Source organism: Streptococcus infantis (assembly GCF_019929665.1).
GTDB lineage: Bacteria > Bacillota > Bacilli > Lactobacillales > Streptococcaceae > Streptococcus > Streptococcus infantis_H.
The window spans coordinates 148,380-174,982 of record NZ_JAHZPZ010000003.1 but is presented as its reverse complement, the minus strand read 5'-3'; the positions used below and the strand labels follow the sequence as shown (position 1 = coordinate 174,982).

The following is a 26,603-nucleotide window of genomic DNA, read 5'->3' as shown; positions in this document are numbered from 1 at the left end:
CTACTTAATCTTCATTATAACATTTTCTCACCATATAGAAAATCCTAGAATGAAATTCTAGGATTTGTATGTCATTTTTTAAAGTCTTCTATGGTGAAGTGGTCATAGGTGATTTTTGAGACTTCCTCATCATAACGACTCAAAAAGTCTTGAAATCGACGATCGATGTAACCAAAGAATAGAACCTCATCTATATCCTCCTTGTTAAAGAAGATAATGTTTTGATTAATGAGTCCTAGCGGAAGACTGACAGCTCCAAAATCAAAATAACCTTGCTTGCCGTCCTTTTCAGTAACTGGACAATGATTAACAATCATGACAGGCTCCACACCTTCTCTCACTCGAACAACACTCCCAATAGGTAAAGCAGTACGTTCTGACATCAGTTTTCTCCTTCTAAGTATCTCTGCGCTTCCTGAACATAAAAGAGTTCTGGATTTTCATGGGCGATGCTTTCAAACAAACTACGGGCACGTTCTTCATCTCCTTTTAATTGAGCATTGAGAGCGCCGTAATAAGAAAACATGATTCGAGCTAGATTACTTTCTGGTTCAGTGGTGTCGAAGTAGTCGTTCACTTCTTTATTGAACACAATATCTTTTATGGCTTGAGTTTGGGCGATTAGTTTAGCCTTACCACCTTTCGAATCTGGCGCCTTGGACAACTGTTCCTCAAAGAAAGCAATATCTTGCGCATCTTGAAGATGGATGGAAACCAACAATTGACCATAAGTTAATCTTAGGAACATGTCTGTACTAAATCTCTTCCAAACTTTTTTTAAATTAATTTTTTCAAAATTTTCTTTCGCAGCTTGAAAATCTCCTTTCAAATAAGTCACTTGTCCCTTAACAAAATGGAAATTTTCTTGGTACGTTGCTCTATAGGGCTTAATAGATTTTTCAGATTGAACCCTAAACATGTCTTCATAGAGTTTAAGATTAATAGCATCGTTTAACATTAGATAAGCAACTTTGCTAGATATAAATCTTAAATAAAATACAAAGACAAGAGCGAAAAAGTCAATAACTAATAATATGAGTCCCAATATTTCCAAATTACTTTGCAATACTAAACACACTGCCATCACATCAACAACCAAGACTAAAAATAAGCAAATTAGAATAGCCCTATCAAGTTGTAGAAGAGTGTTTTCTGTCGCCCTACTTACTTTTTTTTCTACTAATTTCATATATTACTCCCCTTTATTATTAAAAATAGATATTCCAATAAGGATGCTAGTAGTTAACCCTCCTAGTAATTTTAGAGTTCCAAAAGCAGATAGAGCAGCGATAACTGAAGGAGCAAATGCTACAGCGGCACCTATAGCAATTACTGCACCAAAAGCTATTGCTACCGACGCAACTGGATGCTCTGCGACATAGTCAAATGTCCTTTGGAGATGATCCACCGTTCTCACCCCTGTTTCAGTGGTTGTTTTAACTGTTCCGTAGTCTTGTTTGACCTGGTTATGTTCTTTTACATAGGAAACACGATAACCATTCTCTGACTTGGTCCCAACCTCAAGAGAGCGATTCTTATAGCCAAAGCCAATAGAAAGGTTGGGTGCGAGTCTCCCGTACTTCGAACTAATCTGGTCTGCTATACTGAACTCACCCGTTATAGAATAGTCCTTTAGTCCTATTTTCGTCTTATAATTGGCCTTTTCGTCTAGAAAATCTGTACTCAAACCGCCAACGCTATACTCTCCTTCTTGACTTAACTTACCATCTTTATATTTAGTGTTAAAAGTGATGGCACTTTCCCCTTTGAAGTGACCTTTTATCTGGATTTTGCTCTTGAGGTAGTGTTGACCATTGTCAAATACTGTGATCTCCTTCTCAAACGTAACTTCATTCCCTTTCAAGAAATCAATCAGCTCCTGAGGTTTCTTACCGCCATTCCCATGGGAGGCAAGAGAGATCGTACGACCCAAGGTCTGTAGTTCCTGCTCACTCATTTGGCTCAAGTCAAAGGCCGTTTCTGGATTATAATGTCGAATATAACGGATTAGTTCTTCGTGCAGAGTTTTAGAATTCTCGATCTGTTGATCCCGTAACTTCGTGTCCTTAAAAATTGCAAGGGCTTCCACATTGTGATAAGGGTCTGTCATGCCAACAGCTTTGCGAGACCGACTCAAACCACTTGCGATTGTGGAGAGGGTAGTGGTCACACCGCTCCCCAACAATTCACCATTAAATGATTCCATCCGACTTTCAGTTGTACGAAGAGATTGCAGGGCTTCTTCCTTATGGCTTTTGATATCTGCTGAAGAAGGATTGCTGATGCCCACCATACCTCCAATTGCAGAGTAAGCTATTGTCAGGTCTGGATGGGCAATCAAGTTCAAAATCTCTTGAGTCGGTTGCACCACAGCTCTTTTTAAACCGGAAAATTCTGACGTATCAATGACAGCAGCAGGACTATGCTCATCAACCAACTCCTGAAAGCGTAACATCAGCCGATCCCACTCATTATATAAACCATTGGCTAAATCATGGTAACTAAATAATAAAGGCAGGTTATAATTACTCAGCTCTGCATTAATCGCATCTTTGGTGGCAGAACGAAAACTTTCCGTGCCAATCAACTCTCGAGTACCTTGAATCGCTGCTAGAATCTTATCCTCAAATCCACTTTTTGAACGATAAAGTCCCTCGCGCGCTATCAATAATTCAGAATACTTATATTTCATCGGCTAGCCTCCATTTGATAATTGTGAAAAGTATAAGAATCCAGATCCTTTGCAAGTAGTTGGCGACGTAGGTTTAAGACATGTTGTTCCTGAATATCATTCTTCTCTAGCCCCCTAAAAAGGACGGATGCAATCATGTCATCAGATATAACTAAGGTTTCTTGATTTGGAATCAAACCTTTTGGCCAAAAATATCCCGTGTAATCTAGATAAAATTTGTTTTCGATTGATACCCGTTGCCCTGTAATTAATACATAGATAGGCATTTCTTCAATAAAATCCTCAAGAGCATCTTTGGGTAACTTTTCTCTATTTATTTGAATAACACTACCTAATGGCAGAATTTCTGTATAAATTTTATCAATTAATCCAAGTAAACGCACAAACTCAGATGTGGAAAAAAGCTGAGTTTCCCCAAGACGAGTGATAATAACCTCTCCCTTATTGAAGCGAAAATCAATACTTGCTCCAATTGTTGGATTGTACTCATAACTCATATCACTCTGAGACAAATTTAAAACCAATGTTCTAAATAAATCCGGTCTATAAATAATAGCTTTAGCGATTTGATCGATGAGTGAATTCGGCTTAAAACCAAGATAGGACTCTGTAAAATACTGTGCCCATAACATTTCTTGTGAAATCATCTTATCCTCCTCTAAAACCTGCAGCCCCAGCAGCATCATCAGACATTTTATTCGCTACAGCCCTAGACATATTTCCTGTCTGATCTATTGAATTTCTTTTAAATGTTTTTATCGAATTGTTTAACTCATCTATCATAGAATTAATTTTAAGGAAAGGTTGTAAGTCATTCTCGCTCAAGGCAGGTTTTGAAAGATCGGACAAAGCATCAATTGATGAAGAATATGTAACAACATCAACAGACCAAATATTTAAATCTAATTTTATTTCTCCCATAAATCTCCCCCTTAATCTTCATTTTGACTTTGAAGATAAATATAAGTATTTAGTGATTGGCTAGCGTAATTCATACCAATTGCTAAATTAGAAGCTTCAGCCGTATAGGTTGAGATTTTTTGGTCAATCAAATCAATATTATTCTGGGTATTCTTCAACCATTGGGAAATCGACCCTTTTAGTGTCTCTACTTTATTATTAAAATCATCTCTTCTATTTCCAGCAAAATTAGAAGTAGCTTTTGCCTTTATCAAATCGTATTGAGACAATTGTTCTGAAATTGCGCTTTTCTTGCTCTGTATTTTACTCTTATTCTGTTTTAGAATACTAATTTTATTTAATATATCCGCTCTTTCACTAGACATTGTTGAAATCTGTTGTCGTAAAGAGTAAATCTCATAACTGTAATCACGAGACATAGCTATATCTCCTTTGTTTTTTATCAACTTATGTTAAAGATTCTATCCATTATCTGTAACCAATCGTAAACGATAACCTATTCTACCCACAAAAAAGTTTGTCTCATCCTCTGCTACAACTGGCTCGCTGAAGGTCGTTTGTACTTTTGAAATATTTTGATCTTTGAACCTTGTTCCAACACATCCAGCAGGAACATTGCTCTTTAAGACCTTGTCAACATCTAAGTAGCCTACACTAATAGCTTGTTGTTCTCCCATAAATACAAAATGAATGTGAACTTTTCCGCTATTTCTAACAATCTTTTTAAATGCATCCTCGGTTACTTTCATATTTAATAAAGTCCCCAGCATATGCGCTTCTGGGATAAATACGTACATCATTGAAGCCTCTTTACCATTGTGACGGCTTTCAATTTCTCCTTGAATATCGTTAAAGAAACTAGGTATATTATCTCTATCAATAATTTTATCAAATACTTCTGTTTTTTTGTAACTATTGTTGGTATTTAATAATATTTTTTCAATATTTACTAATCTGTTCAGACCTGGTATCAAACTATTTTCACAATATTCCAATTGTTGCGGGGTATCATATAAGAATTCAAAATACCCATCTCTATCGGGAACAAACCCTTGAGGATCCGTTGTTTCTTTATCAAACCCTATTGGTAATTCTCCCCTCGACCACATCTCAAGTACTTTAGGATGATTACTAAAGTGTGTAAGCGTCACTTCATTTGGCAACATTGGGATTGGTTCTGGGCAAACTCCTGTCCAGCTTCTTGCAATCAACTTGACTTCTTCTTCCAAGTTATATAGGCGCTCAATGTCCCCTTCTCCACTTATTGGGAGATAAACCTGAATGGCATAAGGAATATCTTCTTTCAATTGGGCACGACCAAAAATTTCTTGCTGAATTAAAGCATCGCGTCCGATAATTTCCTTAGAAGCTCCTTCATCAACCAGGTAAAAGGCCAAGCGCGAGGTGATATTACTTGACATACTGATTTTAAGGCTATTTGAACGAAGTGCTGTCAAAATCACATAGCATCCAAGACTCGCTCCCTCACGTAGGAGGCGGTTAATCGTACTTTCAATAGCCTCTTCTAGTTGTGTGTCTTTTATAGTATCAAAGCCATCAAAAATAGTAAGAATAGCAGGGAGTTTGTCACCCGATTTTTGTTCGTATTGGGAAAGGCTTGCTACATTATAGAGAGCAAATTTTTCCTTGCGATTCTTCAACTCTTGGTCAATACGTTTTAAAAACTTAACCAGTTTTTCTTCTTCATCAAACCGTGTTAAATCAACCACATGTGGTAAATCTTTTAGTGGCAAGAGTCCATTTGTCCCAAAGTCAAATAAATTGATTTGTACTTGCTCTGGAGTATTCAAACGAGCGAGATTTAACACTAGAGTTTGAAGAGCTAGGGATTTCCCAAAACCTGGTGAACCATAGAAAACTGTATGACCCATTTTTTCCAAATCAAAGTGATAATCCTTCTGACGTTGCTCTGTCGGAATATCCATTCGAGCAAAGGGAACGGCCAATACTTTTTCATCGCTCCAGTGAATATCTGTTTGTGGGGATATGATGGCTGTCTCTAGTGGTTCTAACCACGGCTTATCTGGCAGGTTGAGAGGAACAGTCTTGCTCACTCTTGCTATGTAGTTTACAACAGCTGAGAGTTCCGTGATTTCTTCCGTCTGATCAGCAGTATAATTTTCATCCTTAGATAGGTCATCAGATAGCAACTCATATTGTCCTAGGTCATTTATCAACCAGATTCGTTCATCAACAACTTCTTGAACTCCCTCTGTTTGTGGGGCATACTGCGCACCACTCCATGCAGACTGGAACAATTCATAGATTTCGTTATTTCCTACTTGTAGGTAAGCACGCCCTGGTTCAGTAATGCTCGCCGCATCTGGTGTTTTGATAATTTCATTTGAATCAGACTCATCTGACACTTTCAACGCTAGTTTGAAACGAGAGTTTGACCATATTTGATCATTCACGACACCTGATGGCTTTTGTGTAGCAAGAATTAGATGAACTCCAAGCGAACGTCCAATACGGGCTGTCGAAACCAGCTCTGTCATAAATTCTGGTTCATGTTCTTTCAATTCAGCAAACTCATCACTAATAAGGAAGAGATGAGGTAATGGTTTGTCTGGATAACCTGATTTGTCAGTAGCTTGTTGACCTTCCTTATATAATTTAGTGTATCCATTGATATGGTTGACGCCAAATTGATTAAATAGTCGTTGACGTTTTTGTAACTCTGCTTTGATAGAAGCTAGGGCACGCGCACTAGCCGCACCATCTAAGTTAGTAATAGACCCAAGCATATGTGGGAGATCTTTGAAAAGATTCGCCATCCCTCCACCCTTGAAGTCAATGGTAAGAAATCCAACATCCTCTGGACTAAAATTTACAGCCATGGATAATATATAAGACTGAAGAATCTCCGATTTACCTGAACCAGTGGTTCCTGCTACGAGGCCGTGTGGTCCATGTGCACGTTCATGTAAGTTGAGCTCCACCTGGTCATCTTTCCCACGCAATCCTAATGGCACTGCTAATGTTTTAAAAGTATCCGCTTTGGACCATCTAGACGCAACCTGTAACTCTTCAACTTCTCTGACTTGATAGAGTTCCAAAAAAGTAACGGATTTGGGAATCGTATTCTTCTCTACTTCCATGTGTTTTAGATTTGCTAAAGTACGGATAGAATCTTCATAGCAATCCAACAGTGGGTAGGGAATAAAGGTTTGTGCACTATAGGATCCTTCATCATTAATGATTTGACCTAGATTTTGATTCTTATATTCAATTAGAGTTGTGATAGTTTCCGGCAAAAGACGACGTGCCTCTTTCACCCAAATAACTGTTACACCTAACTCTGTCAAATCCTTGGCTAGATACTCATTCAAACTATGGCCAAGTAAATGGGAGTCATCCATAATCGTTAAGACATAATGAGGTTTAAAGCGTGCATCTTTTTCCCCCATTTCACGTTTGATTTGGGAACGTTTTTGAATAATACGGTAAAGCGAATTTAGAACAGCATCACGGCTTCTGGCATCATGAACAAAACCACGAATATTTCGTTCCTGCATATTAAAATGAGGGAGAAAGCGCCACTCAGACCAATCTTTTTCATATCTCTGTTCTTGAACAAGGTTGATAAAATTAACATCTAAGTAGCTATGAAACATTGCCATCTGTAAGAGCATATTATACACAGCTGTCCTAGTTACTTCACTGTTCCCAACAAGACCAACTGTCGCTTCAAAGATATTAACAGTGATTGGAACTTTCTTTTGCAAACTGTAGTCTTGCAAGACTGTTCGAGCAAACTGCGATATTTCATCTTTACTTTGCTCATCAAAATTTGTTTGCAACTCTAGTTGACTTAATTTATCTCCTAATCCTAAAGACACCTGTAAGAAATCTTCATTATAATCCATTCGCTCATAAATTCTAGAATCATACTTTGCAATCAGCTCAGTAATGGTTGATATTGACGGTTGATTGTAATGTAAAATATTTGTTTCTTCTTTGTAGTATCTTTCTAAGTCGGATACTTGTTTTAATAAATATGCTTCGTAATCTTGAATCCGATTTTTTTCCTGTTCTTTGGTATCCTTTCGCTCTTCAAAATACTGGCTCATAGTTGTCGCTGCTGTTAGGAGACTAAATCCACCCATTCCTAGCATCATTACAGGATTCCCTTTTGTCCAAATTGAACTCAATGCAGTCAAAGTAAACATTCCTAAAGCTGGGACAATGGCTCGGATGAGCGAGTTTTTGGGTGGCTTTATAGGCTGTGGAGGTTGATTGATAATGATTTTCCCACTATGGATAATAGGGTTGACTCTCGGACTCCTTCTATACTCTGGAAAATCCATCGGATACTCATTATTTTTTTCTTGTATCAGAATTCGATTCTTATTCAATTGTGGTTCTTCAAAAAGACATCCAATTTTCCACTGGTTTTTTCTTTTTTCTATAAAATAGTTAGAAACCTTCATTCGGTCTCCTAATTCAAACGGATAAAGCCCTTCCTCTTTAATTAGACGGTCGTTTAGATAAATCGGAGATTCCCCAATTATAACCTGTACTTGATTTTCTGAAAAAATAAGTTGGTTCGAAATCGGCCAACTAATGTCAGCTGATTCTTTCTTGCTACAAATAAATCGTTGTGGCGGAAAAATATAAGTGATAAAAATATCCTCTTCAGGGACCAATAAGGTTACAGTTTCTTTATCAAAGGTAGATTCTCCTCTTTCTAATTCCTTACCGTTTCGATAGACTCTTCTGCCTTCTACTGTATACTTGTTAGCACCTACTCTTACCTCTTGTCCTTCAAACAAATCTATTTTTTCCAGTTTTTCTTGTTCAATCAACAAGGTATAAAGAGGTTTATGAAGTTCTCCTAATTGGTCTCCCAGTTGATGATCATATTCTAGCTTTTTTGCCTTCATTTATCGTCCGCTCTTTTCTTTTGTTTGGTTGTCCTTAGGAGTTGTTGTCTCAGTAGATACTTTTGTATCACTACTATTTGTAGTAGCTTCTCCAATCTCAGCAGAAAGTTCTTTTATTTTCTTTTCATATTCTTCAAGTTTCTTTTGTTTCTCAGAACCGTTCATATTGATATCTGCTTTGACTGATTCATATAGATTTGTATAAGCGTGTAAAATCAACTGTGTGTCCCCGATATTTTGTGCCACATCTAGAGCTTTTTCAAATTTTCCACGTCCAAGATAAATCCAATAATAAAAAATTGTATCATCTGTTGATTCTGTAATCGTATTTAAAATAACTTCCTTTTGCTTATCGCTCAAACTATCTAAACGGACATAGCTTGCTGCTAAGATATACTTAGCTTCCTTTGGCAATGATTCTGCACCATAATTTTTTAATGATTCAACTGTTTCAGAATAGTCTTTTCGCATGAAATTTGATTGGGCCATAATGACTGATGATTTTAGGGGGCCGTCTTTAAACATAGACTTATAAGTTGCAAAACTTAAGACCACTGTGGTTGTTGCAAGCAAGGCTCCCCCTATTAACAGAGCCTTCCATTTTTTCTTGTTCACCAACAAATTAGCTTTTGAACTCTCTTCTGATAATTTTGCATACTTTTCTGCAATATATTTATTAACATCAGCTACACTCCCTAAGGGAATAATATCCTGTGCCACCTTTTCCTTTATTGCATCAATCCCATGGATGACTAAGTCAAAATCTACCTTAGGTAGTAAAATAGAAATCATTAAAGCTTTATAAGACTCTAAATAGAATTCCGAACTATACTGCTGTGGTGCAAGTAATTTTTCGATTCCATAATGTAACATTTGTACATTACTCCCAAAAACAATGATGTTTTCAGGATGAATATACGGAATTTTATAATCATTTTCAGAATGAACTAATACCGACATGCTTTGCGCCAAACTAAAACGCTCAAGCTCCGTACTTCTATTTAAAATTTCTTCCTTAACTGTTTTAAAATACTCGGGAATAATATAATGCAAAGAAAGAACTCCATCTTTCTGCACTATTTCTACTGGACAATATTCTTGAATCAATTCAAGCTGTTCTCTTCGATAACCTGATGAAGAAATTCGAACTGATATTTGATTGTCCTCTTTCACAAATTGTAGTTGATCTGCTTCAAACATTTTTTTCTCCTATGATACTTCCTCAATCTCTATATAATCTCCATCACTAACTGGATAAGCAGCCAAGATATCCATTGGTTCGATATGGATTTGTTTATTTCTAACTTTGAAACAAAACGAACTATTTCGAGGTAAATTCAACTGTTCTCTAACTTTGGTATCTTTTAATAATTCTTCTAACCTTAACCAAGTAAGAGCTTTTGAAACTCGAATATCTATTTGTTTTTCTCTATACTCTAGAGTTAGCTTTATTTTTCCGTAATCCATGCCATTTCCTTCCTAGATAGACGCCCAACAAAACCATAAACAGCAAAAAAACACTTGTAAATACGCTTCCCATCCAATCCTTAAAAATTGAATAATCCCTTTGCTTAAAAGAGGACTTCTCCTCTATGGTGTATTGATTGAATAATGATGTTTGAACTACACTAGTTTCTAAGCGATAAATAGAATGATTTTCACTACCTGTAAATATAGTCTGTTCTGCCCCCTGTAACAGTTCTTTCGTTGTTTGAGTTCTCTGGTCCACAACCTTCTGGGTACGATTTAAAAATAAATTTGGGGCATATTTGGATTCTATCCTATTTTTGACCGTATCCTGTGTACTATTTGTAATGATATCTGTATCAAGTTTTAAGCTACCATCGTCTGCATAAACTAGCACAGGAAATACGATACAAAGAATTAATAGGTACTTTTTAATTTTCTTCATCATGGTATAAAAATAAGCGTCAAGTTTCCCTGACGCTCCTCAAAATTAACTACAAACCAAAGCTTTGTGCATCTTGTTGGTCACGTTCAGCTACTGTTTGAGCATAGTTGTTCAATTGTTGGTTGATACTCACTAGAAGCTCCTCGAATTTTTGAACATGTGTATACAACTGGTTGTATTGCTCAAGGTAAGCATTGAATGCTTGTCCTTTCCATTGTGATGCCATTTCTCCATTTGTACGATTAACGGTTTGTACCGCTTGTTCAATTTGATCTTTAGCGCTAAGATAAATAGCCGCCTGAGATTGTAACTGTTCTGGAGTTAAACTAATTGCTGACATAAGGATTCTCCTTTAAAATTTTTGTCTACTTTAGCTTATCATATTTTTTAATGTTTGTCTATCAGTTACACACTCGTAATACAAATTTGTACAAAAAAAGTATCTGCAAAAACATTTAGATAGAAAGAAACCTGTATTCAAAGTTTTCATACGCCCTAAAATGTCAAATCAAGTGCACATTTCCCCCATAGAAAACTTCATATTCTCATTTCATAGTATGTTGAATTAAAGTATCAATTATGATTTTCTTATTACTATAAGGAGAAACTAAAATAATTCTGGTATATTTTATCTAAATCATGTGTAATTGTGGCCTGTTTTTTCAGGATATAATTACTTCTTTAATATAAGAATATTCTATGGTCAAATTTTTTCTAATTGATTTAGAAATCATTAACAAGGGGGATATTATGGCTAAAAGAATAATACATCAAGCTGATCTTCGAGCTATCGAGAACAACTTGCGCTCTATCCATGAAGGATTGCGAACAATTGGTTTTCATACTTAAGTTTTGTCCCAGCTTTATCCTTTTGATATTCTTTTTGTAGCTCATGAAGTTCTAGTCTCTCATGATTGTAAATACAGTATTGAAATTTATTTTTTGTAAACATAATAATCCTTTCTAGTTATCAACAATTAAATCTTGTTTTAAAAAATCTGAAATGTGTAGTTATCTAAAACCGACATCTAATTATATTAAACAACACAAAAACGCTCTAGACAATATGACTAGAGCGTTTTCTATATATCCGAACATCTAATTTATTTCACAAAAAATGTAGTCAAAAATGTAGTCATTCGGTTGATTTTTATTGCAATACATTGAATTTCGAAAATTCAAGAATCGCCTTAAATCAAGGTTTTTTCGTTTCTACTGAAACGTAATGACCCACTATTTAACCTCTGTAAACACAACGTGTTTGCGAAGTTTTGGTGAGTATTTCTTCAATTGAAGACGGTCTGGAGTGTTACGTTTGTTTTTAGAAGTAAGGTACAAGCGTTCACCAGATTCTTTGTGTTCAAGTGTAATATTTACGCGCATGGTATCTCCCTTCTATTATTCAGCTGATGCAGCTTTAGCGATCTTACGTCCTTTGTAGTATCCTTTAAGTGATACGCGGTGAGAACGTGAGTAATCTCCAGTAGTTTCGTCAAAGTTTACAGATGGAGCTGTTACTTTGTAGTGTGTACGACGTTTGTTTTTCTTCGCTTTTGATGTGCGACGTGCAGGTACTGCCATTTCGTTTTTCTCCTTTTAAGATATAAATTCAATTAGGTTTGATTTTCATCAACTTTAATAGTATATCAAAACTTTTTTGTAAAGTAAAGTTACTTGACAAAAAAAGTTGTATTTTTTTATCATACACTGCTGAATTGTCTGAAAATTTAAAAATTTTCTTCTGTTATTCATATGAAAATTGTGCTATAATGGAACAAACTGAAATGGGAGGGACTTGAATGACAGAATTAGATAAACGTCACCGCAGTAGCATCTATGACAGCATGGTAAAATCACCTAACCGTGCCATGCTTCGTGCGACTGGTATGACAGATAAGGACTTTGAAACACCGATTGTTGGGGTCATTTCGACTTGGGCGGAAAACACACCATGTAATATCCACTTGCATGACTTTGGGAAATTGGCTAAAGAAGGGGTTAAATCTGCGGGTGCTTGGCCTGTGCAGTTTGGAACCATTACGGTAGCCGACGGGATTGCTATGGGAACGCCTGGTATGCGCTTCTCCCTAACGTCACGTGATATCATCGCGGACTCTATCGAAGCAGCTATGGGTGGTCATAACGTGGATGCCTTTGTGGCTATCGGGGGTTGTGACAAGAACATGCCTGGTTCTATGATTGCCATTGCCAATATGGATATCCCAGCTATTTTCGCTTACGGTGGTACTATCGCCCCTGGAAAACTAGATGGCAAAGACATCGACTTGGTTTCTGTATTTGAAGGGATCGGTAAGTGGAACCACGGCGATATGACGGCTGAGGACGTCAAACGTCTGGAATGTAATGCCTGCCCTGGACCTGGTGGTTGTGGAGGTATGTATACTGCCAATACTATGGCTACTGCTATCGAAGTTTTGGGGATGAGCTTGCCAGGTTCTTCTTCTCACCCAGCTGAATCTGCTGATAAGAAAGAAGACATCGAAGCAGCCGGTCGTGCAGTTGTCAAAATGCTTGAACTTGGTATCAAACCTTCTGATATCTTGACTCGCGAAGCCTTTGAAGATGCCATTACAGTGACAATGGCTCTCGGTGGTTCTACTAACGCCACTCTTCACTTGCTTGCTATTGCCCACGCGGCTAATGTTGACTTGTCACTTGAGGACTTCAATACCATCCAAGAACGTGTGCCTCACTTGGCCGACTTGAAACCTTCTGGTCAATATGTCTTCCAAGACCTCTACGAAGTTGGTGGTGTGCCTGCGGTTATGAAGTACTTGTTGGCAAATGGATTCCTTCATGGAGACCGCATCACATGTACTGGTAAGACTGTCGCTGAAAACTTAGCTGACTTTGCAGATCTTACTCCAGGTCAAAAAGTCATCATGCCACTTGAAAATCCTAAACGTGCGGACGGTCCGCTTATCATCTTGAACGGTAATCTTGCTCCTGACGGTGCAGTTGCCAAGGTGTCCGGTGTTAAGGTTCGTCGTCACGTTGGTCCAGCTAAGGTCTTTGACTCTGAAGAAGATGCTATCCAAGCTGTCTTGTCAGATGAAATCGTTGATGGCGACGTAGTCGTTGTTCGTTTCGTTGGACCTAAGGGTGGTCCTGGTATGCCTGAGATGCTATCACTTTCATCAATGATCGTTGGTAAAGGCCAAGGAGACAAGGTTGCCCTCTTGACAGATGGCCGTTTCTCTGGTGGTACTTATGGTCTGGTTGTTGGACATATCGCTCCTGAAGCTCAGGATGGTGGACCAATTGCCTATCTCCGTACAGGCGATATCGTCACTGTCGACCAAGATACCAAAGAAATTTCCATGGACGTTTCCGATGAAGAACTTGAAAAACGCAAGGCAGAAACAACCTTGCCGCCACTCTATAGCCGTGGTGTCCTCGGTAAATATGCCCATACCGTATCTTCTGCATCACGTGGTGCCGTTACAGATTTCTGGAATATGGAACAATCTGGTAAAAAATAAGCACTATTACGGATTGATTTATTACTAACCAGTCTAAAAAACATACAAAAAGGATGAAGTTCATAAGAACTTCATCCTTTTCTAGTATCATAGCCGCAGAGTATGTCAGCTATTCTATTTTTTGTTTTTTCCACAAGAAAACGAGTAGAATAAGAGAAGCTAGTGAAAGCATTACTCCGAAGTTTAACCCTGGAGGATTATATGTCCATACAATCTCATGTTCTCCTTCCGTCAGTGATACACCCATAAAGAAACCAAGCGATTTTTGAACTTCTTGAGCTTGACCATCTACTGTTACACTCCAACCTGAATGGTATGGAATAGTGAAAGTCGCAAAGGATTGTTCACTATTTGTAACATTAACGTGTGCTTTCACTGTTGAATTTGAATAGGAATCAATGGTGATGTCATTTGCTTTTTTAAACTGTTCCAAAGCTTTGGTTAGAGTTGGTATATCGATTGAATAGAATTTAAAATCACGAATATCCCATTCTTTGGCTTTTCCTTCATCAATTGTAAATGTGAGCGTTTTGTTTAAGTTTCCATTTCCAACCACCCATAATTGATTTTCTCGGAATCGATTTTCATAAGGATAACTTGATCCGTCTACCAACACTTTTGATTTAATGACTGAACCGGCTTGTCTTTCTGGAATTTCGACAAAGTACAACTTGTTTGGTTCAAGAGATAATTGCCATTCAATTTTTACCGGAGTACCTTCTTTAGTAATTGTATATTTGTCACCATTTTTCGTTAAATTTTCAACATGAGCTTCTGATACACTTACTTCTTTAAGACCTTCTTTCTCCGAAATTCCCACAACTTGTAACAATTGATTTAAATTGTTAACAGGTTTGTGCTTTTCAAAGTTTACATTTGTTGCAAGATCCTTATTTGTTAAATATCCCAAGGAGAGGGCATATGGATTTTGATAAACAGCAAAGTTCTTTAAGGTTCCTTCTTTCTGATATAAACCACGAATATCCGCAAAGACTTTATTTTCATCGCCACCCATCATAAACCGCGAAAAACCAAACATAGAATCTAAAATAATATTTCGCCCTGTATAGTTTACAACTGATTGTGAGGCAGGAAGTCCTAAGTGACTAAATTCTTCAATTAATGTATGCTCTAAACTCGATGTAAAGTGAGAGGCACCATTATAATTATAAGCAATCGGGAAATTGGCATGCGACAATCCCTTATTCATCTCCAGACGTGTAAATTGATTTAATTTACTATAACCTTCTTCATCAAAAGCAATCGCATACTCCATTTGAGTCTTCAAACTAGAATTACTAACGAAAAATGGTACTCTTTTCAGTCCAATAAACGCACCCAATATTAACTCTACAATAACAACTCCGGTTACTATTTGTAGTCTTCGAGATAAATCGACCTTTGTTAGAAAGAATGCACATAAAACGATACTATAAATAATAAATGCAAGTATTTTCTGTAATGTTTCTACATAAGAAAGTGTAGCAAGCATTGAGAACAATAAAATCGACCCAAAACCTATAAGAGCTACCAAAAATTCATTAAATTGGAATCTATTTTTCCACTTCATCAAACTTTCGGAAGCTAAGACCAACATAAAGGCATTTGCAATCCAAGAATTTCTAAAGTAGAAACCGACCGGACGTTGCCCCATATGCCAAATCTGATCAAAGCCTTGAATATTGAAGGAAAGTAATAAAATCAACAATACGAATGTTGCAGATAATTTGCTACGAAGGAAAATTTCTTTTTTTACATAGAAAACAAACAGTCCAAAAAGACCTAAACTTCCAATGAAAAGGTGCGGTAAGGCTTTTGGGTCCCCCCACTCTTTTTCACTAAAAGAGCCTAAAATAAATTTTTGAGGAAAAGTTATAAGATCATTTACGATTTTAGAAGACCATTCAAATGTACTTCCTGCACTTGCCTTACTTTCTACCAAGGCACCAAAGACTGGTAGCAGCCAGAACATTGCAAGTCCTACTCCAATCATTGCAAACAATGCAACCCTACCTATTTTCAATAGGTAGTCTTTCAAGGAAGCTTTCTTTGAAAAAACAGCATAGAATGCATATAGAGCCACAAAAAGGCACATCATATACCCTGTATAGAAATTCGTAATCAAGCTGACTGCAAGGAAAATCGGTAATTTAAGTGATCGTTTTCCTTCTACGATTTCTTCAATACCAAGAAGAATGATAGGAACGTAAATTAGATTATCTAAAAAGTTGGGATTGAAATGCTGAGATACAATAAATCCACTAAGCGCATAAGATGTAGATAAACCTAATGAAAGCCAGTAATTTTTGCTAATACCTTGATATTTCTTTTCAAGAAAATATCCAAACGCCACTCCCATTACTCCAAAGCGAATGAGTGGAATCACATAACTCAAAATATGAAATGTCGAAATTGGAAAAATTACGTATAAAAACGTGAAAGGACTTAAACTATTAAAGCCCCATACACTTGGCATTGCTCCTCCCAGGGATTTAGAGAAGGACCAAAACAGACCGCTAAAATCGCCGCTCCAAAATAGTTTATGTAATCCGATATAAAGCGGAAAATATTGTGAAAGAAAATCTCCACTATGCACCGAATTTTGTGAAAAGGGAGTCAACCCTAAACAAAGGAAGACTCCTAACATACCCATAAATGGAACAAAGAATAGCGAACTAAATTTTAATTTCATTTTTGAAATTTTCATTATAGTCTACTCCTACTAAATTAAATCCATTTTTTATAAATTGCAAATCCATAAAGAGAGGTTGATAAGATTGAAATTAGAAAACCTGCAACAAATCCAGCTGGCAAGTAGCTGATTTCAATTGTATGTTCACCTGGTGTAATCTTGTAGGCTAACAAACTATCCCAAACTTTAGCAGTTTCAACTACTTTTCCATCTACTTTAACAGTCCAACCTTTTTCATATGGGATACTGGTCATCATCCAAGTACTGTCATCAGTTATATTAACTGTTCCTTTAAAACTACGATTATCCCAATGAGTTAATTTTATTCCTTGCAGCTGACGTTCTTGAATGATACGATTTGCTAGAGCAGCATTAGAACGAGCCAAGCGCAGTCCAGATAAATTATATTCATTATCCGAATCAATTTCAATCGTTAAATCTGTAGGTTGACCAACTGAATTATGTGCAATTTGAATAAATTGCATTTGTTGGAATTTATCTTGGAATTCATAATTTTTGCCATTTAACATGACACGAATTTTATTTTTGTCTGTATGAGATAATATTTGCGGAATTGCTACCCAATAATCCTCAGCAGATTGAGGTACTAAATGATAGGTAATCGTTCCTGGTTTTGAAGAATCAATACGCTTATAGGTTTCTGGTTTAGACGGATCTACAACTTCCATATTATCCAATTTCATCTCATTTGCTCCGAGTGCAGCTAAATAATTTTCGCTCGTTGCCCCCATAGCTTGTACAATCTTATTTTGATTTTGAATCGGTTGATGGTTCTCTAATTTTACATTCACCGTTGCATCATTAACACCATAAGCAATTGGCAAAATCAAACCTGTCTCGAATGTCTTTGTTCTAGCAGCTTCATAAACAGGTGCTTTTGTCGTAATATCTTTACGCGTTACCATGTTTCCGAATACATACAGTTTGGATGTATCAGGATAGTCCTCTTTAAGCACTGGTTTTGGAGCAACTAGATATTTTACTGAGAAGAGCGCATCTTGGAACGGAGTTCCTTGATAGTAGGTCGTTGCATTAATTCCGTTGTTTCCTAAACGGTCAAATAAATCACGTGTACTATTTTCCAGGTTGGAACTGAAAACCGATAGTCCCGGATAATCCACCATAAATGGATCATTCTTACTTAAATTAAATGATTTGTTAATTCTGTAAAAATCACTGTGGTCAGGTCTAATTGGATTAATCGCTTCCTTTAATTGTAAAACTGCATCGTGATACTTATAAGCGTCTGTATAGCCAACGCGTGATTGAACAAGTGCTGCATTAGCTGTCAACTCAACCACAGTTAAAGCGGCTATAATCATCCAAGAGTGTTTCACTTTAGGATAGAATAAAGCTGCAAGCAAAACCACAAAAATCAAAATCGTTGCAAGACGTTGCCAAACTGTTAAGAAAGAGTGTTGTTGTAACTGTACAATAGAAAAGATAACTGCACCGCTAATCAGTAGGAAGCTAGCTTCTCTCTTAGTAAATCTTTCTACTTCTCGTAGACTTAGATAAGCTAAATAAACTAAAAAGAAAGCAATAATCCATGAGAAGCGATAGAAAAATCCAGCAGGATTTTGTCCCATATGCCACAACTTACTTGTAAATTCATGGGCACAAGAAATCAAAAACACTACGAGAACAAAACTTGCTGCAATTTTACTCCATTTTGAAATCTTACTTGAAATAAAGTAATAAAGTGTTCCTAGTAAACCAAAGCTAGCCACATATATATTTGGCAAGTTAGGTCCAGCTGGCCAAGAAGTATTATCAAAAGCTCCTAAAAAGAGTTTTGCTAAAATCTCAAACGGATTGATTTGTAACTTCCAATCAAATCTCAGAGTGCTTTGCAAGCCCCCTTTTGTTGATACCAAACTAATCAGAATTGGGAGCAATACAGCTGATACTATTCCAACAGCTAGTATAGATGCAGCAGCTAATTTCCCCATTCTTGTTAGAATAACCTTTTTATTTCTTAAGTTCTCTGAACGAATAATGTAGAACAAAGCATAAATGACCACAAAAATGCAGGTCATATAACCCATGTAAAATTGTACAAAGAGAGATAAGGCAAGCATGCCAATATAGCCTCTTGGAGACTTATTATCTAGTACTTGTTCAACCCCAATTAAAACTAATGGAAGCATGATCATTCCATCATAGAAAATTGGGTTCATTTGATAACTAACATTAAACCCATTTAATGCGTAGATGGTAGCGACGATTGGAACCAAGTAGGCCTTATTCTTTAATCCATCATAACGTTTAATCAAGAAATGTGCCATGGTTAATCCCATCGCTCCATAACGTAAGGCAATAACAATTGGAACCACCCATTGGAAATTTTCTTCAGAGGTTAATAGAAAGAGTAAGTTAAATGGACTCAACAAGTTGAAGCCCCAAATCCCTAACATCCCACCTCCAATGGATTTAGAGAAAGAGTAGAAGAAACTACTCCAATCGCCATTTAAAAATAAATGTTTGAAATAAGCATATAAGCCAATATACTGTGCGTTAAAGTCAACCGCCATGAGTGACTTTGTCCCGAAAGGAAAGAAGCCATCAATAGCCCAAGCCACAAACATGATGGCTATAGGTGCAATAAAACTTGCTAGATAGACTTTTTTCTTAGTCGTCATTTTGCTCTCCTTTCACAGTAATGTTCGTTTGGTCAACAAGATAATGTGGACGTTTCTTCACTTCATAATAAATCTTACCGATATATTCTCCGAGTACCCCAATAGAAATCAATTGAATTCCACCAAAGAGCACGACAGAGAAAATCGTTGTAAAGTACCCACTCACAAGTGAATCTGGCGCTACAAAGTATTGAACAAATGTCCAAAGAACGTATGCTAATGAGATTAATAAACAGAATAAACCAAAGTTAATGCACATACGAAGCGGTTTATCATTGAACGATAAAATCCCTTGAATCGCATAGTTCAATGAGAACTTCAACGAGTATTTTGTTTCACCGACAGTACGAACTTGGTTTTCATATTCGATAACTTTTTCATTAAAGCCAATCCAAGCAAAAATACCTTTAGAAAAACGATTGTATTCTTGCATAGATATAATGGCGTTTACAACTTTACGGCTAAACAATCGGAATTCAGAGACTCCGTCCATTAGCTCGATATCCATCATTTTATTGGCAAGTTTATAAAAATGTTTAGCTAAAAAAGTACGGTGACGTTTTTCTCCTGTACGTGTACGACGAGCACTTACAACATCGTATCCTTGCTCATAAGCTTCAATCATTTGTGGAAGCATTGCTGGTGGATGCTGCAAATCTCCATCCATTAGAATAACTGCTTCTCCTGTTGCATATTCAAGTCCTGCAATAGTTCCAGCTTCTTTCCCGAAATTTCGACTGAAGCTGATGTATTTAACACGTGAATCGCCAGCTGCGATGGCTAACATACGTTCAAAAGTACGATCCTTACTACCGTCATTAATAAAAATAATTTCAAATTCCGCTTTTGTAATTTGATTGATTTCTTTAACCAATTCATCATACATTTTTTGAATCATATTCTCTTCGTTATAAAACGGAATGACTACAGATAATTTCATATCTATCCTACCTTATTCTTTTTATTATAATCACTTCTACTATAATAACATTTTTTTGAGTGAAGTGGCTACTCTTAACAAAATTTTTTGTTTATTGTATAAAATTAAATAAACAAAAAAAGGAAAATACAAATCGGGTCTTTAATCCCGATTCATAATTCATCCCATATCCCTCTATTATTTAACGCGGGGGTAGCCCTAAGGCAATACGTCCATAGCGGCTAATACGTGTGATTTTCCATGCAGGAGACCAGGTCACCTCAACCTTGACATCCTCAATCCCATCAATTTGTTTTAAACCTGCTACAATCTCGATTGGCAGACTTTCTGCACAGTCACAGGCAGTATCGGTGAAGGTCATGACAATCGTACAAAGTCCAGCCTCATCTAAATGAATCTCATAAATCAATCCGAGATTGTATACATCTAGTTCTACATCTGTATCATATACTTTTTCGAGTACTTCAATGATTTGGTCTTCTAAGGCTAGAGCGCGGTCATTAATCTTGATGTCTTCTCTCATTGCATTCCCTCCATTTTTTGATTGCTCCTATTTTCTCATAATTCTGACAATTTGGCAAGTTTTTCCCAATTCTCTTTAAAGCAAAAAGTAGAGATACAACCTCTACTTTTTAGTGATTATTTTGATTTGACAGGTTTGTCTGCGAGAGCTTTAACGGCAGCATTAATGGTTTCTGCGTATAGTTTAGCTCCTTCATCCTGCTTGGTCGTATCACTACCGAAGTGAACCTGGTCTGTTCCCTTCCAAATATCTGGATGATCTTTAGCCACTTGGTTCCAATCAGCTAGTGCTATATAAGGATATTTTTGTGCCAGTTCACGCGCATAGCTTGCATACTGCTCAACATAAGGTTGCGTTTCCTGCGTTGTGTCTCCCTCGTAAGGAGTTACTAAGACAAGTTGATGTCCTTTTGGAAGATTTGTTATCAGCAAATCCAAATCAGCCTTATAATTTTCAGGATTATTAACGCCAGTCGCAATGACTACAATTTTAGGCAAGGCTTTATTCTGACTGTAATTCAGCATCAATTCATTTGCCTGTTTGGTAGTTCGACTGACCTGACCATCAATCTGCGCATCTGGCAAGACTTCTTTTAGTCCCTCTGAAGCACGCAAGGTTACCGAATCTCCAATGATGGATACACCCTCAGCTATATTATAGCGACTAGCTTCTGCTTGATCTGCCATGGTTTTTGTTCGGTTCATATTGGTTTGCGCCTGATTGAGACCATTAACCATCAAATCCGTTTCAAATGCACCGACTTGAGGGGCTATCAATATCACGACAACGGTAATCAGACCAAGTACTCCAGCACTACCAGCAAAGACCGGTTTAATGTGCGGAATTTCTTTTGCCTTTTGCAAGAGATCAGTAGATTTTCCTGCTACTAAAGGTTCGATGACATAGAAAGAAAGGGTTGCGAAGATATAAGAGAAGATGGTGGTTAAAATCACTGCCGGAATATTTCCCATTAACTGTGAGAAAATAATATAGAACGGCCAGTGGAAAAGATAGACAGCATAGCTGGTATCCGCTAAAAAGCTGATAATCTTTGGTTCTTTGATAGTCGGTGTTTTCTCATGCAAAACGCGTGCCGCAACAATCATCAGAAGCGCTGCTAAACTTGCAAACAAGAAGCCGAGTAAATAAGCAAATAGATATGTAAATTTCACAAAGAAGGTCAGTAATAGCAAGACTCCGAGCCCAGCTCCAAAGATTAGCAAAGTCTGCTTCAAATCCAAGCTTCTATTCAAACGTTTAAGAAGTGGCGTTGCATGACGAACCCCTATTACGGTAGCAAGCACACTACCTAAGAAGAATGGATACACATGAGTTAAGCTTGAAAAGTATACTGTTGAGTAAGAACTTACAATAAAACTACCGATAAACATCGAAAGGAAACTGACGATAAAGGCAGCTGATGAAAGTAGAAAGATTGTTCCTCGTAGTTGTCCGCTTGATTTCGCTCGCTTAGATAGGAACCAGACTGCCAAGCCCCACAAGATATAATAATGAACTTCAACAGCTAAGCTCCAGTTGTGAACAAAGAGGTGAGGGATAAACTGAGATTCATAACTTCCTCCTGTCAGCATTTCATAGAAGTTAGTCATAAATCCTAGAACACCGGCAATCTGCCCACCAATTCCTGCCACATAATCTTGGCGAACCAAGAAGGTGAATGGCATGATGACAAGAATCATTAAAACAACCGGTGGAAAAATCCGATAGAAACGTCTTCTAAAAAATCCTAAGATATCAATCTTCCCTTTTTGTCCAAATTCTTCTAATAAAAGTGATGTGATCAGAAAACCTGAGAAGGTAAAGAAGACGTCAACCCCGAAGAAACCTCCTGGGAAAATTGTCTGAAAGAAATGATACAAGAGTACCAAAAGCAAACCTGTAATCCTAATCAAGGAAAACCATTTAATACGCATACGAGTTTATTCTCCATTCATTAGATTGGCAAAAAAGCCATCTAACTTCCATTCCATAGTACCTTTATTTTATCAAAAAAAACAGAAAAATCCTAAGATAAAACTTAGGATTTTTAGCTGATTTCAAGCTAAATTTAGAAATTTCGCCCTGACTTGTTATAACCATATTTTTCAACAAAATGTTCACGAAATTCCAGGAGATTATCATCCATGATAGCCTGGCGAACCTGCTTCATCAGATTGAGCAAGAAATACAGGTTATGGTAACTTGTCAAGCGGATACCAAAGGTTTCATCTGCTTTAAGCAAATGGCGTAGATAAGCACGGGTATAATTCTTACATGTGTAGCAATCACACTCTGGATCAAGTGGTGTAAAGTCCTCCGCAAACTGAGCATTCTTGACTACCAAGCGACCTTGACTGGTCATACAAGTCCCGTTACGAGCGATACGAGTCGGCAAGACACAGTCAAACATATCGACACCACGGATAACACCATCAATCAAGCTATCTGGCGCTCCTACTCCCATCAAGTAACGAGGTTTATTCTCAGGAAGCAGTTGGGTCGTAAAGTCCAAAACTGCATTCATCTCTTCGTGTGTTTCTCCAACTGCTAGTCCTCCGATAGAGTAGCCTGGGAAGTCCATACTTACAAGATCATGAGCTGATTGACGGCGAAGATCTTCAAATCCTGCCCCCTGTACAATCCCAAATAGCCCTTGATCATGCGGACGACGGTGAGCCTTTAAACCACGCTCTGCCCAACGGCTAGTACGTTCAATCGATTTTTTCACATAATCATAAGGTTGATAAAATTGGGGACATTCGTCAAAGGACATCATGATATCTGAGCCCAGATTATTTTGAATAGAAATGGCCTTTTCAGGTGAAAGAAACATCTTAGAACCGTTGAGGTGGTTCTTGAAGGTTACCCCTTCTTCTGTAATATTACGGCTGTCTGCTAGAGAATACACTTGAAATCCACCGCTATCTGTCAAGATTGGTTGGTCCCAATTCATGAACTTGTGAAGACCTCCAGCACGGGCAATGAGTTCGTCCCCAGGGCGAAGCCACAAGTGATAGGTGTTGGATAGGATAATTCCTGAACCCATCTCTTTCAATTCTTCTGGCGACTGAGTCTTGACCGTTGCCTGAGTCCCTACTGGCATAAACATAGGCGTTGGGAAGGTCCCATGTGGTGTGATAATCTCACCCAAACGAGCTCCCGTATGTTTTTCTTTCTTAATCAATCGATATTTGATTGGTGAATCTGACATTTTTTACCTCCGAAGCTGGGAAAGACAGTCCCAGTTCTTACTTTGTGCACAAGGGCATACTGTATGATTCTATCAAAAAAAACAGGAACTGTCACGAACTATGGTATAATGAAAGAATGAAGTACCCAAAAATTAATTTAAAAGAAGTTCGCCAGCAGGCTAGACAATTTCAAGCCGAGCACCCTCGCTTGCTGCTTGTCTTTTTATTACCAAGTATTCTCTTGATTCTATCGAGCTTTATCAGACCTTTATCCTTACTTGATGAAGGCATTCTTGAACAGTCCTTCTTGAGTTTTCTAGGGATCACAATCCAGTCTGCTCTCTTTCCGATAGCCGTTGGATTTACAAGTTCCATCATCCTAGCTGGTGCTCTCTTTACCACGATTAATCTTTACAGAATTTCTGAGATAGAGCTTTCCTTTAAAGATAGTCTGTCCTTGCTTGACAACCGCTTCTTTACCCAGACATTTCTAACTCTATTACTCAAGCGTTTCTACCTCTTTTTATGGAGCATCCCTAATCTTTTTGGAGTCTATTTGCTCTTTTATAGCAGTGCTATGGCTCGTAAATTTGTGGAACTTCATCCCGAATTTCCATCTGTCGACGTGACAAATCCAGATATCGAACACTTCCTACTGACTTTCGCTCTCTATTTCTTTGGTAGCGTCCTAGTAATGATTTTGGGAACCATTATCTATCTGCCACAATATTATGCCTATTCCCAAGTTGAACTACTTTTATGTGACAGCCTTGCAATCGGAATTGCCAAACCTAGCCGCGTGCTGCATACCAGCCGCTTTCTCATGAAAGGCTATAAGTTCCAACGCTTTGTCCTTGATTTACAGCTACTTCCTTGGTATATCCTCATCTGGATTAGCTTTGGAATCGCAAGTATCTCTATCTTCCCTTATATCTATAGTAGCCAAATCTTCTTCTATCAAAGACTACTTGAAATCAAACGGAGAAACGTTTAACAGCAGTTATTAAAAACCAACACCTTCATAGAAAGTGCTGGTTGTTTTTATTTAAATAGTCACTTGATCTCTATCTTTAACCATGTAGTGTTTCAGCGGAGTTAGGCTTGCTAACCAATATAGGAAGCCACCAAAAATCGCTGTAAATCCACTACCTGTTGTAACCAAGAAGATTGAGCTCTGGATTTGAGCAGTTACTGGATTGTAGACAAATAGTACAGCTACAACTAGTGAAATGAATACACAAGATAATCCAACGAGATTAAAGCCTTTTGTGAATTCATATGCCTGATGGCCTTCAAGGAAGTATGCTGAGCGCAAATCAAGTTTGCGTTTTCTGAGCAAGAAATAATCAACAACAATCATTCCAATAATAGGACCTTGAATATAGGCTGCAAGAGAGATGAAGGAGCCAAAGTATTCTTCCACTCCACCCCAGATTGTCAGAGCACTTACATAAACCATGGCAATCCAAACCATTAACTTGTAGCTTACCTTAGGCATCCCACTCTTGACAATCATACAGTTTACATAAGACCCTGTTCCTTGTGTTCCGATATTGGCAAAAGCTACTAGTAATAAACTCAAGAGAGCAAAGGCTGGAGTACTTAGTGTTGAAAGCATGGTTGTTGGATCACTTTCGTAAACTCCTGTTTTTACAAACATAGCTAGAGCCATAACACCACCCGTCGCAACGAAGAAAGGCGCTACTACACCATATGACAAGGCTGTTGCCCAATAACCGCTACGTTCTGTTTTAGCTAAACGTGGCAATACAAGAGCCTGAGTAGACCAAGAAAAGGCGAAGGCTACGTTTCCTTCTCCTGAAAGCATGAAGCGTTCAAGAGGAGTTAGATCTCCTTGTATTGCTGGTTGAATATTCATAATATCTGCAATTGGTACCGCTACGAAACAAATACCTACGATGATCAAACCTACAAGTAACAATGCGATAACCAAGAAACGGTTTGTCCACTTAATGACTTCAGGTCCACCAAGAGCAATTAAAGTTCCCAAGAAGACACAGAGTGTCCCAAGAATCGGTGCCCATAACCCCTTATCAAGTCCAAGTCCAAAACTATTCGCCAAATGAATCATAGAACTTGCAAACAGATTTGCAGCAACAGCATACCAACCAAAGTTAGCTAAACTAATTACGGTTGATAAGAGGGCTACTCCACGTTTCCCTAAAACCGCTCGGAGCCAAATCCACAAATCAATTCCGTATTTGACTGCAAATAAGATAGGAAGACATTCAATAAAGACCCAGATAATATTAAAACTAAAAATATTAATCAGCATTTGACTGAAAGTCAAGTACTGAGCTACATAGGCACCTTGCGTGTAGCACCAAGTTGCAATCGCAAAACCACTGGTTGATAAGAATAAGTCCCAGAAGGAATATTGACGATCCTTATTAGTCATCGGTACAATACCTGTTATGGTTTCTTGCTGAATAAAGTCATTCATTTTTGACATTATTGGATTCCTCCTGTCATGGCTAGGATAATCAAAAGTAGGTTAACGATAACGGCAAATGTTACTAGGATAAAGTCCTTTCTCAGGAATGGTTTTGGAAACTCATACTCTGGAGATTCCATCTCTTCTAGTCTATGCTTGGTCTCTTCTGCGACTAGTTGTTCAATTTCAGATACAGTTTTCATC

Annotated in this window: 23 protein-coding genes; 2 read left to right on the top strand and 21 right to left on the bottom strand. The window is 37.6% G+C overall.

Features of this window, described 5'->3' with window-relative positions; all coding sequences use genetic code 11:
• Positions 1-71 precede the first annotated feature (71 nt).
• The 13 genes from K1I61_RS06505 to rpmF all read right to left on the bottom strand — a co-directional run bounded on the left by K1I61_RS06505 (position 72) and on the right by rpmF (position 12,013).
• Positions 72-383, bottom strand: coding sequence for a DUF4176 domain-containing protein (locus K1I61_RS06505; RefSeq protein ID WP_084925287.1), 312 nt, complete (start codon positions 381-383; stop codon positions 72-74).
• Entirely contained in the window at positions 383-1,189 is an 807-nt protein-coding gene (locus K1I61_RS06500) for a hypothetical protein (RefSeq protein WP_223333972.1), read from the bottom strand. Before K1I61_RS06500 ends, K1I61_RS06505 begins: the two co-directional genes overlap by 1 nt.
• 3 nt (positions 1,190-1,192) lie before the next feature.
• Entirely contained in the window at positions 1,193-2,692 is a 1,500-nt protein-coding gene (locus tag K1I61_RS06495; RefSeq protein WP_223333974.1) for a hypothetical protein, read from the bottom strand.
• Positions 2,689-3,339, bottom strand: coding sequence for a DUF4176 domain-containing protein (locus K1I61_RS06490; RefSeq protein ID WP_223333976.1), 651 nt, complete (start codon positions 3,337-3,339; stop codon positions 2,689-2,691). Before K1I61_RS06490 ends, K1I61_RS06495 begins: the two co-directional genes overlap by 4 nt.
• A gap of 1 nt (position 3,340) precedes the next feature.
• Complete coding sequence (locus K1I61_RS06485) at positions 3,341-3,613, bottom strand: hypothetical protein (protein WP_223333978.1); 273 nt, start codon at positions 3,611-3,613, stop codon at positions 3,341-3,343.
• An 11-nt stretch (positions 3,614-3,624) separates the two neighbouring features.
• On the bottom strand, positions 3,625-4,032 hold the full coding sequence (locus K1I61_RS06480; RefSeq protein WP_223333980.1) for a YwqH-like family protein: 408 nt from the start codon (positions 4,030-4,032) through the stop codon (positions 3,625-3,627).
• A 42-nt stretch (positions 4,033-4,074) separates the two neighbouring features.
• Positions 4,075-8,520 carry a type VII secretion protein EssC gene (gene essC, locus K1I61_RS06475; RefSeq protein WP_223333982.1) on the bottom strand — a complete coding sequence of 1,482 codons (4,446 nt, stop codon included), beginning with the start codon at positions 8,518-8,520 and terminating at the stop codon, positions 4,075-4,077.
• Positions 8,521-9,720: a type VII secretion protein EssB gene (gene essB, locus K1I61_RS06470; RefSeq protein ID WP_223333984.1), complete on the bottom strand. Its 1,200-nt coding sequence runs from the start codon at positions 9,718-9,720 to the stop codon at positions 8,521-8,523.
• A 9-nt stretch (positions 9,721-9,729) separates the two neighbouring features.
• Entirely contained in the window at positions 9,730-9,987 is a 258-nt protein-coding gene (locus K1I61_RS06465; protein WP_223333986.1) for a type VII secretion protein, read from the bottom strand.
• A complete protein-coding gene (locus K1I61_RS06460) occupies positions 9,950-10,432 on the bottom strand; it encodes a type VII secretion protein EssA (protein WP_223333988.1) in 483 nt (160 codons plus the stop codon). Before K1I61_RS06460 ends, K1I61_RS06465 begins: the two co-directional genes overlap by 38 nt.
• A gap of 49 nt (positions 10,433-10,481) precedes the next feature.
• Positions 10,482-10,772, bottom strand: coding sequence for a WXG100 family type VII secretion target (locus K1I61_RS06455; protein ID WP_038804232.1), 291 nt, complete (start codon positions 10,770-10,772; stop codon positions 10,482-10,484).
• A gap of 893 nt (positions 10,773-11,665) precedes the next feature.
• Positions 11,666-11,815 (bottom strand): 50S ribosomal protein L33, encoded by a 150-nt coding sequence (rpmG, locus tag K1I61_RS06450; protein ID WP_001265622.1) that lies wholly within the window; start codon positions 11,813-11,815, stop codon positions 11,666-11,668.
• Positions 11,816-11,830: 15 nt separating this feature from the next.
• Positions 11,831-12,013, bottom strand: a complete 183-nt coding sequence (gene rpmF / locus K1I61_RS06445; protein ID WP_000290417.1) for a 50S ribosomal protein L32 — start codon at positions 12,011-12,013, stop codon at positions 11,831-11,833.
• Between the two features lie 218 nt (positions 12,014-12,231).
• Here rpmF and ilvD point away from each other — a divergent pair, with 218 nt between their 5' ends.
• Positions 12,232-13,935: a dihydroxy-acid dehydratase gene (ilvD, locus tag K1I61_RS06440; RefSeq protein ID WP_004250671.1), complete on the top strand. Its 1,704-nt coding sequence runs from the start codon at positions 12,232-12,234 to the stop codon at positions 13,933-13,935.
• Positions 13,936-14,044: 109 nt separating this feature from the next.
• Here the strand turns inward: ilvD and K1I61_RS06435 are convergent, their stop codons facing one another.
• The 6 genes from K1I61_RS06435 to tgt form a co-directional block, all read right to left on the bottom strand.
• On the bottom strand, positions 14,045-16,642 hold the full coding sequence (locus K1I61_RS06435; RefSeq protein ID WP_223333990.1) for a YfhO family protein: 2,598 nt from the start codon (positions 16,640-16,642) through the stop codon (positions 14,045-14,047).
• Positions 16,643-16,662: 20 nt separating this feature from the next.
• Entirely contained in the window at positions 16,663-19,290 is a 2,628-nt protein-coding gene (locus K1I61_RS06430) for a YfhO family protein (RefSeq protein ID WP_223333992.1), read from the bottom strand.
• The gene (pgfS, locus tag K1I61_RS06425) at positions 19,280-20,230 is read right to left on the bottom strand and encodes a glycosyltransferase PgfS (RefSeq protein ID WP_223333994.1); all 951 of its coding nucleotides are present in this window, start codon (positions 20,228-20,230) and stop codon (positions 19,280-19,282) included. The genes K1I61_RS06430 and pgfS overlap by 11 nt, the downstream gene beginning before the upstream one ends.
• 181 nt (positions 20,231-20,411) lie before the next feature.
• A complete protein-coding gene (locus K1I61_RS06420) occupies positions 20,412-20,753 on the bottom strand; it encodes a metal-sulfur cluster assembly factor (protein WP_223333996.1) in 342 nt (113 codons plus the stop codon).
• A 116-nt stretch (positions 20,754-20,869) separates the two neighbouring features.
• Positions 20,870-22,687 (bottom strand): acyltransferase family protein, encoded by a 1,818-nt coding sequence (locus K1I61_RS06415; RefSeq protein WP_223333998.1) that lies wholly within the window; start codon positions 22,685-22,687, stop codon positions 20,870-20,872.
• A gap of 134 nt (positions 22,688-22,821) precedes the next feature.
• Positions 22,822-23,964: a tRNA guanosine(34) transglycosylase Tgt gene (gene tgt / locus K1I61_RS06410; protein ID WP_004250663.1), complete on the bottom strand. Its 1,143-nt coding sequence runs from the start codon at positions 23,962-23,964 to the stop codon at positions 22,822-22,824.
• A 116-nt stretch (positions 23,965-24,080) separates the two neighbouring features.
• Between tgt and K1I61_RS06405 the strand changes: the two genes are divergently transcribed.
• Positions 24,081-24,938, top strand: coding sequence for a DUF975 family protein (locus tag K1I61_RS06405; protein WP_223334000.1), 858 nt, complete (start codon positions 24,081-24,083; stop codon positions 24,936-24,938).
• Between the two features lie 51 nt (positions 24,939-24,989).
• Here K1I61_RS06405 and K1I61_RS06400 read toward each other — a convergent pair whose 3' ends face one another.
• Together K1I61_RS06400 and K1I61_RS06395 are read right to left on the bottom strand one after the other, a co-directional pair.
• Positions 24,990-26,417 (bottom strand): cytosine permease, encoded by a 1,428-nt coding sequence (locus K1I61_RS06400; RefSeq protein WP_223334002.1) that lies wholly within the window; start codon positions 26,415-26,417, stop codon positions 24,990-24,992.
• Entirely contained in the window at positions 26,417-26,602 is a 186-nt protein-coding gene (locus K1I61_RS06395) for a hypothetical protein (RefSeq protein WP_223334005.1), read from the bottom strand. Before K1I61_RS06395 ends, K1I61_RS06400 begins: the two co-directional genes overlap by 1 nt.
• Position 26,603 lies beyond the last annotated feature (1 nt).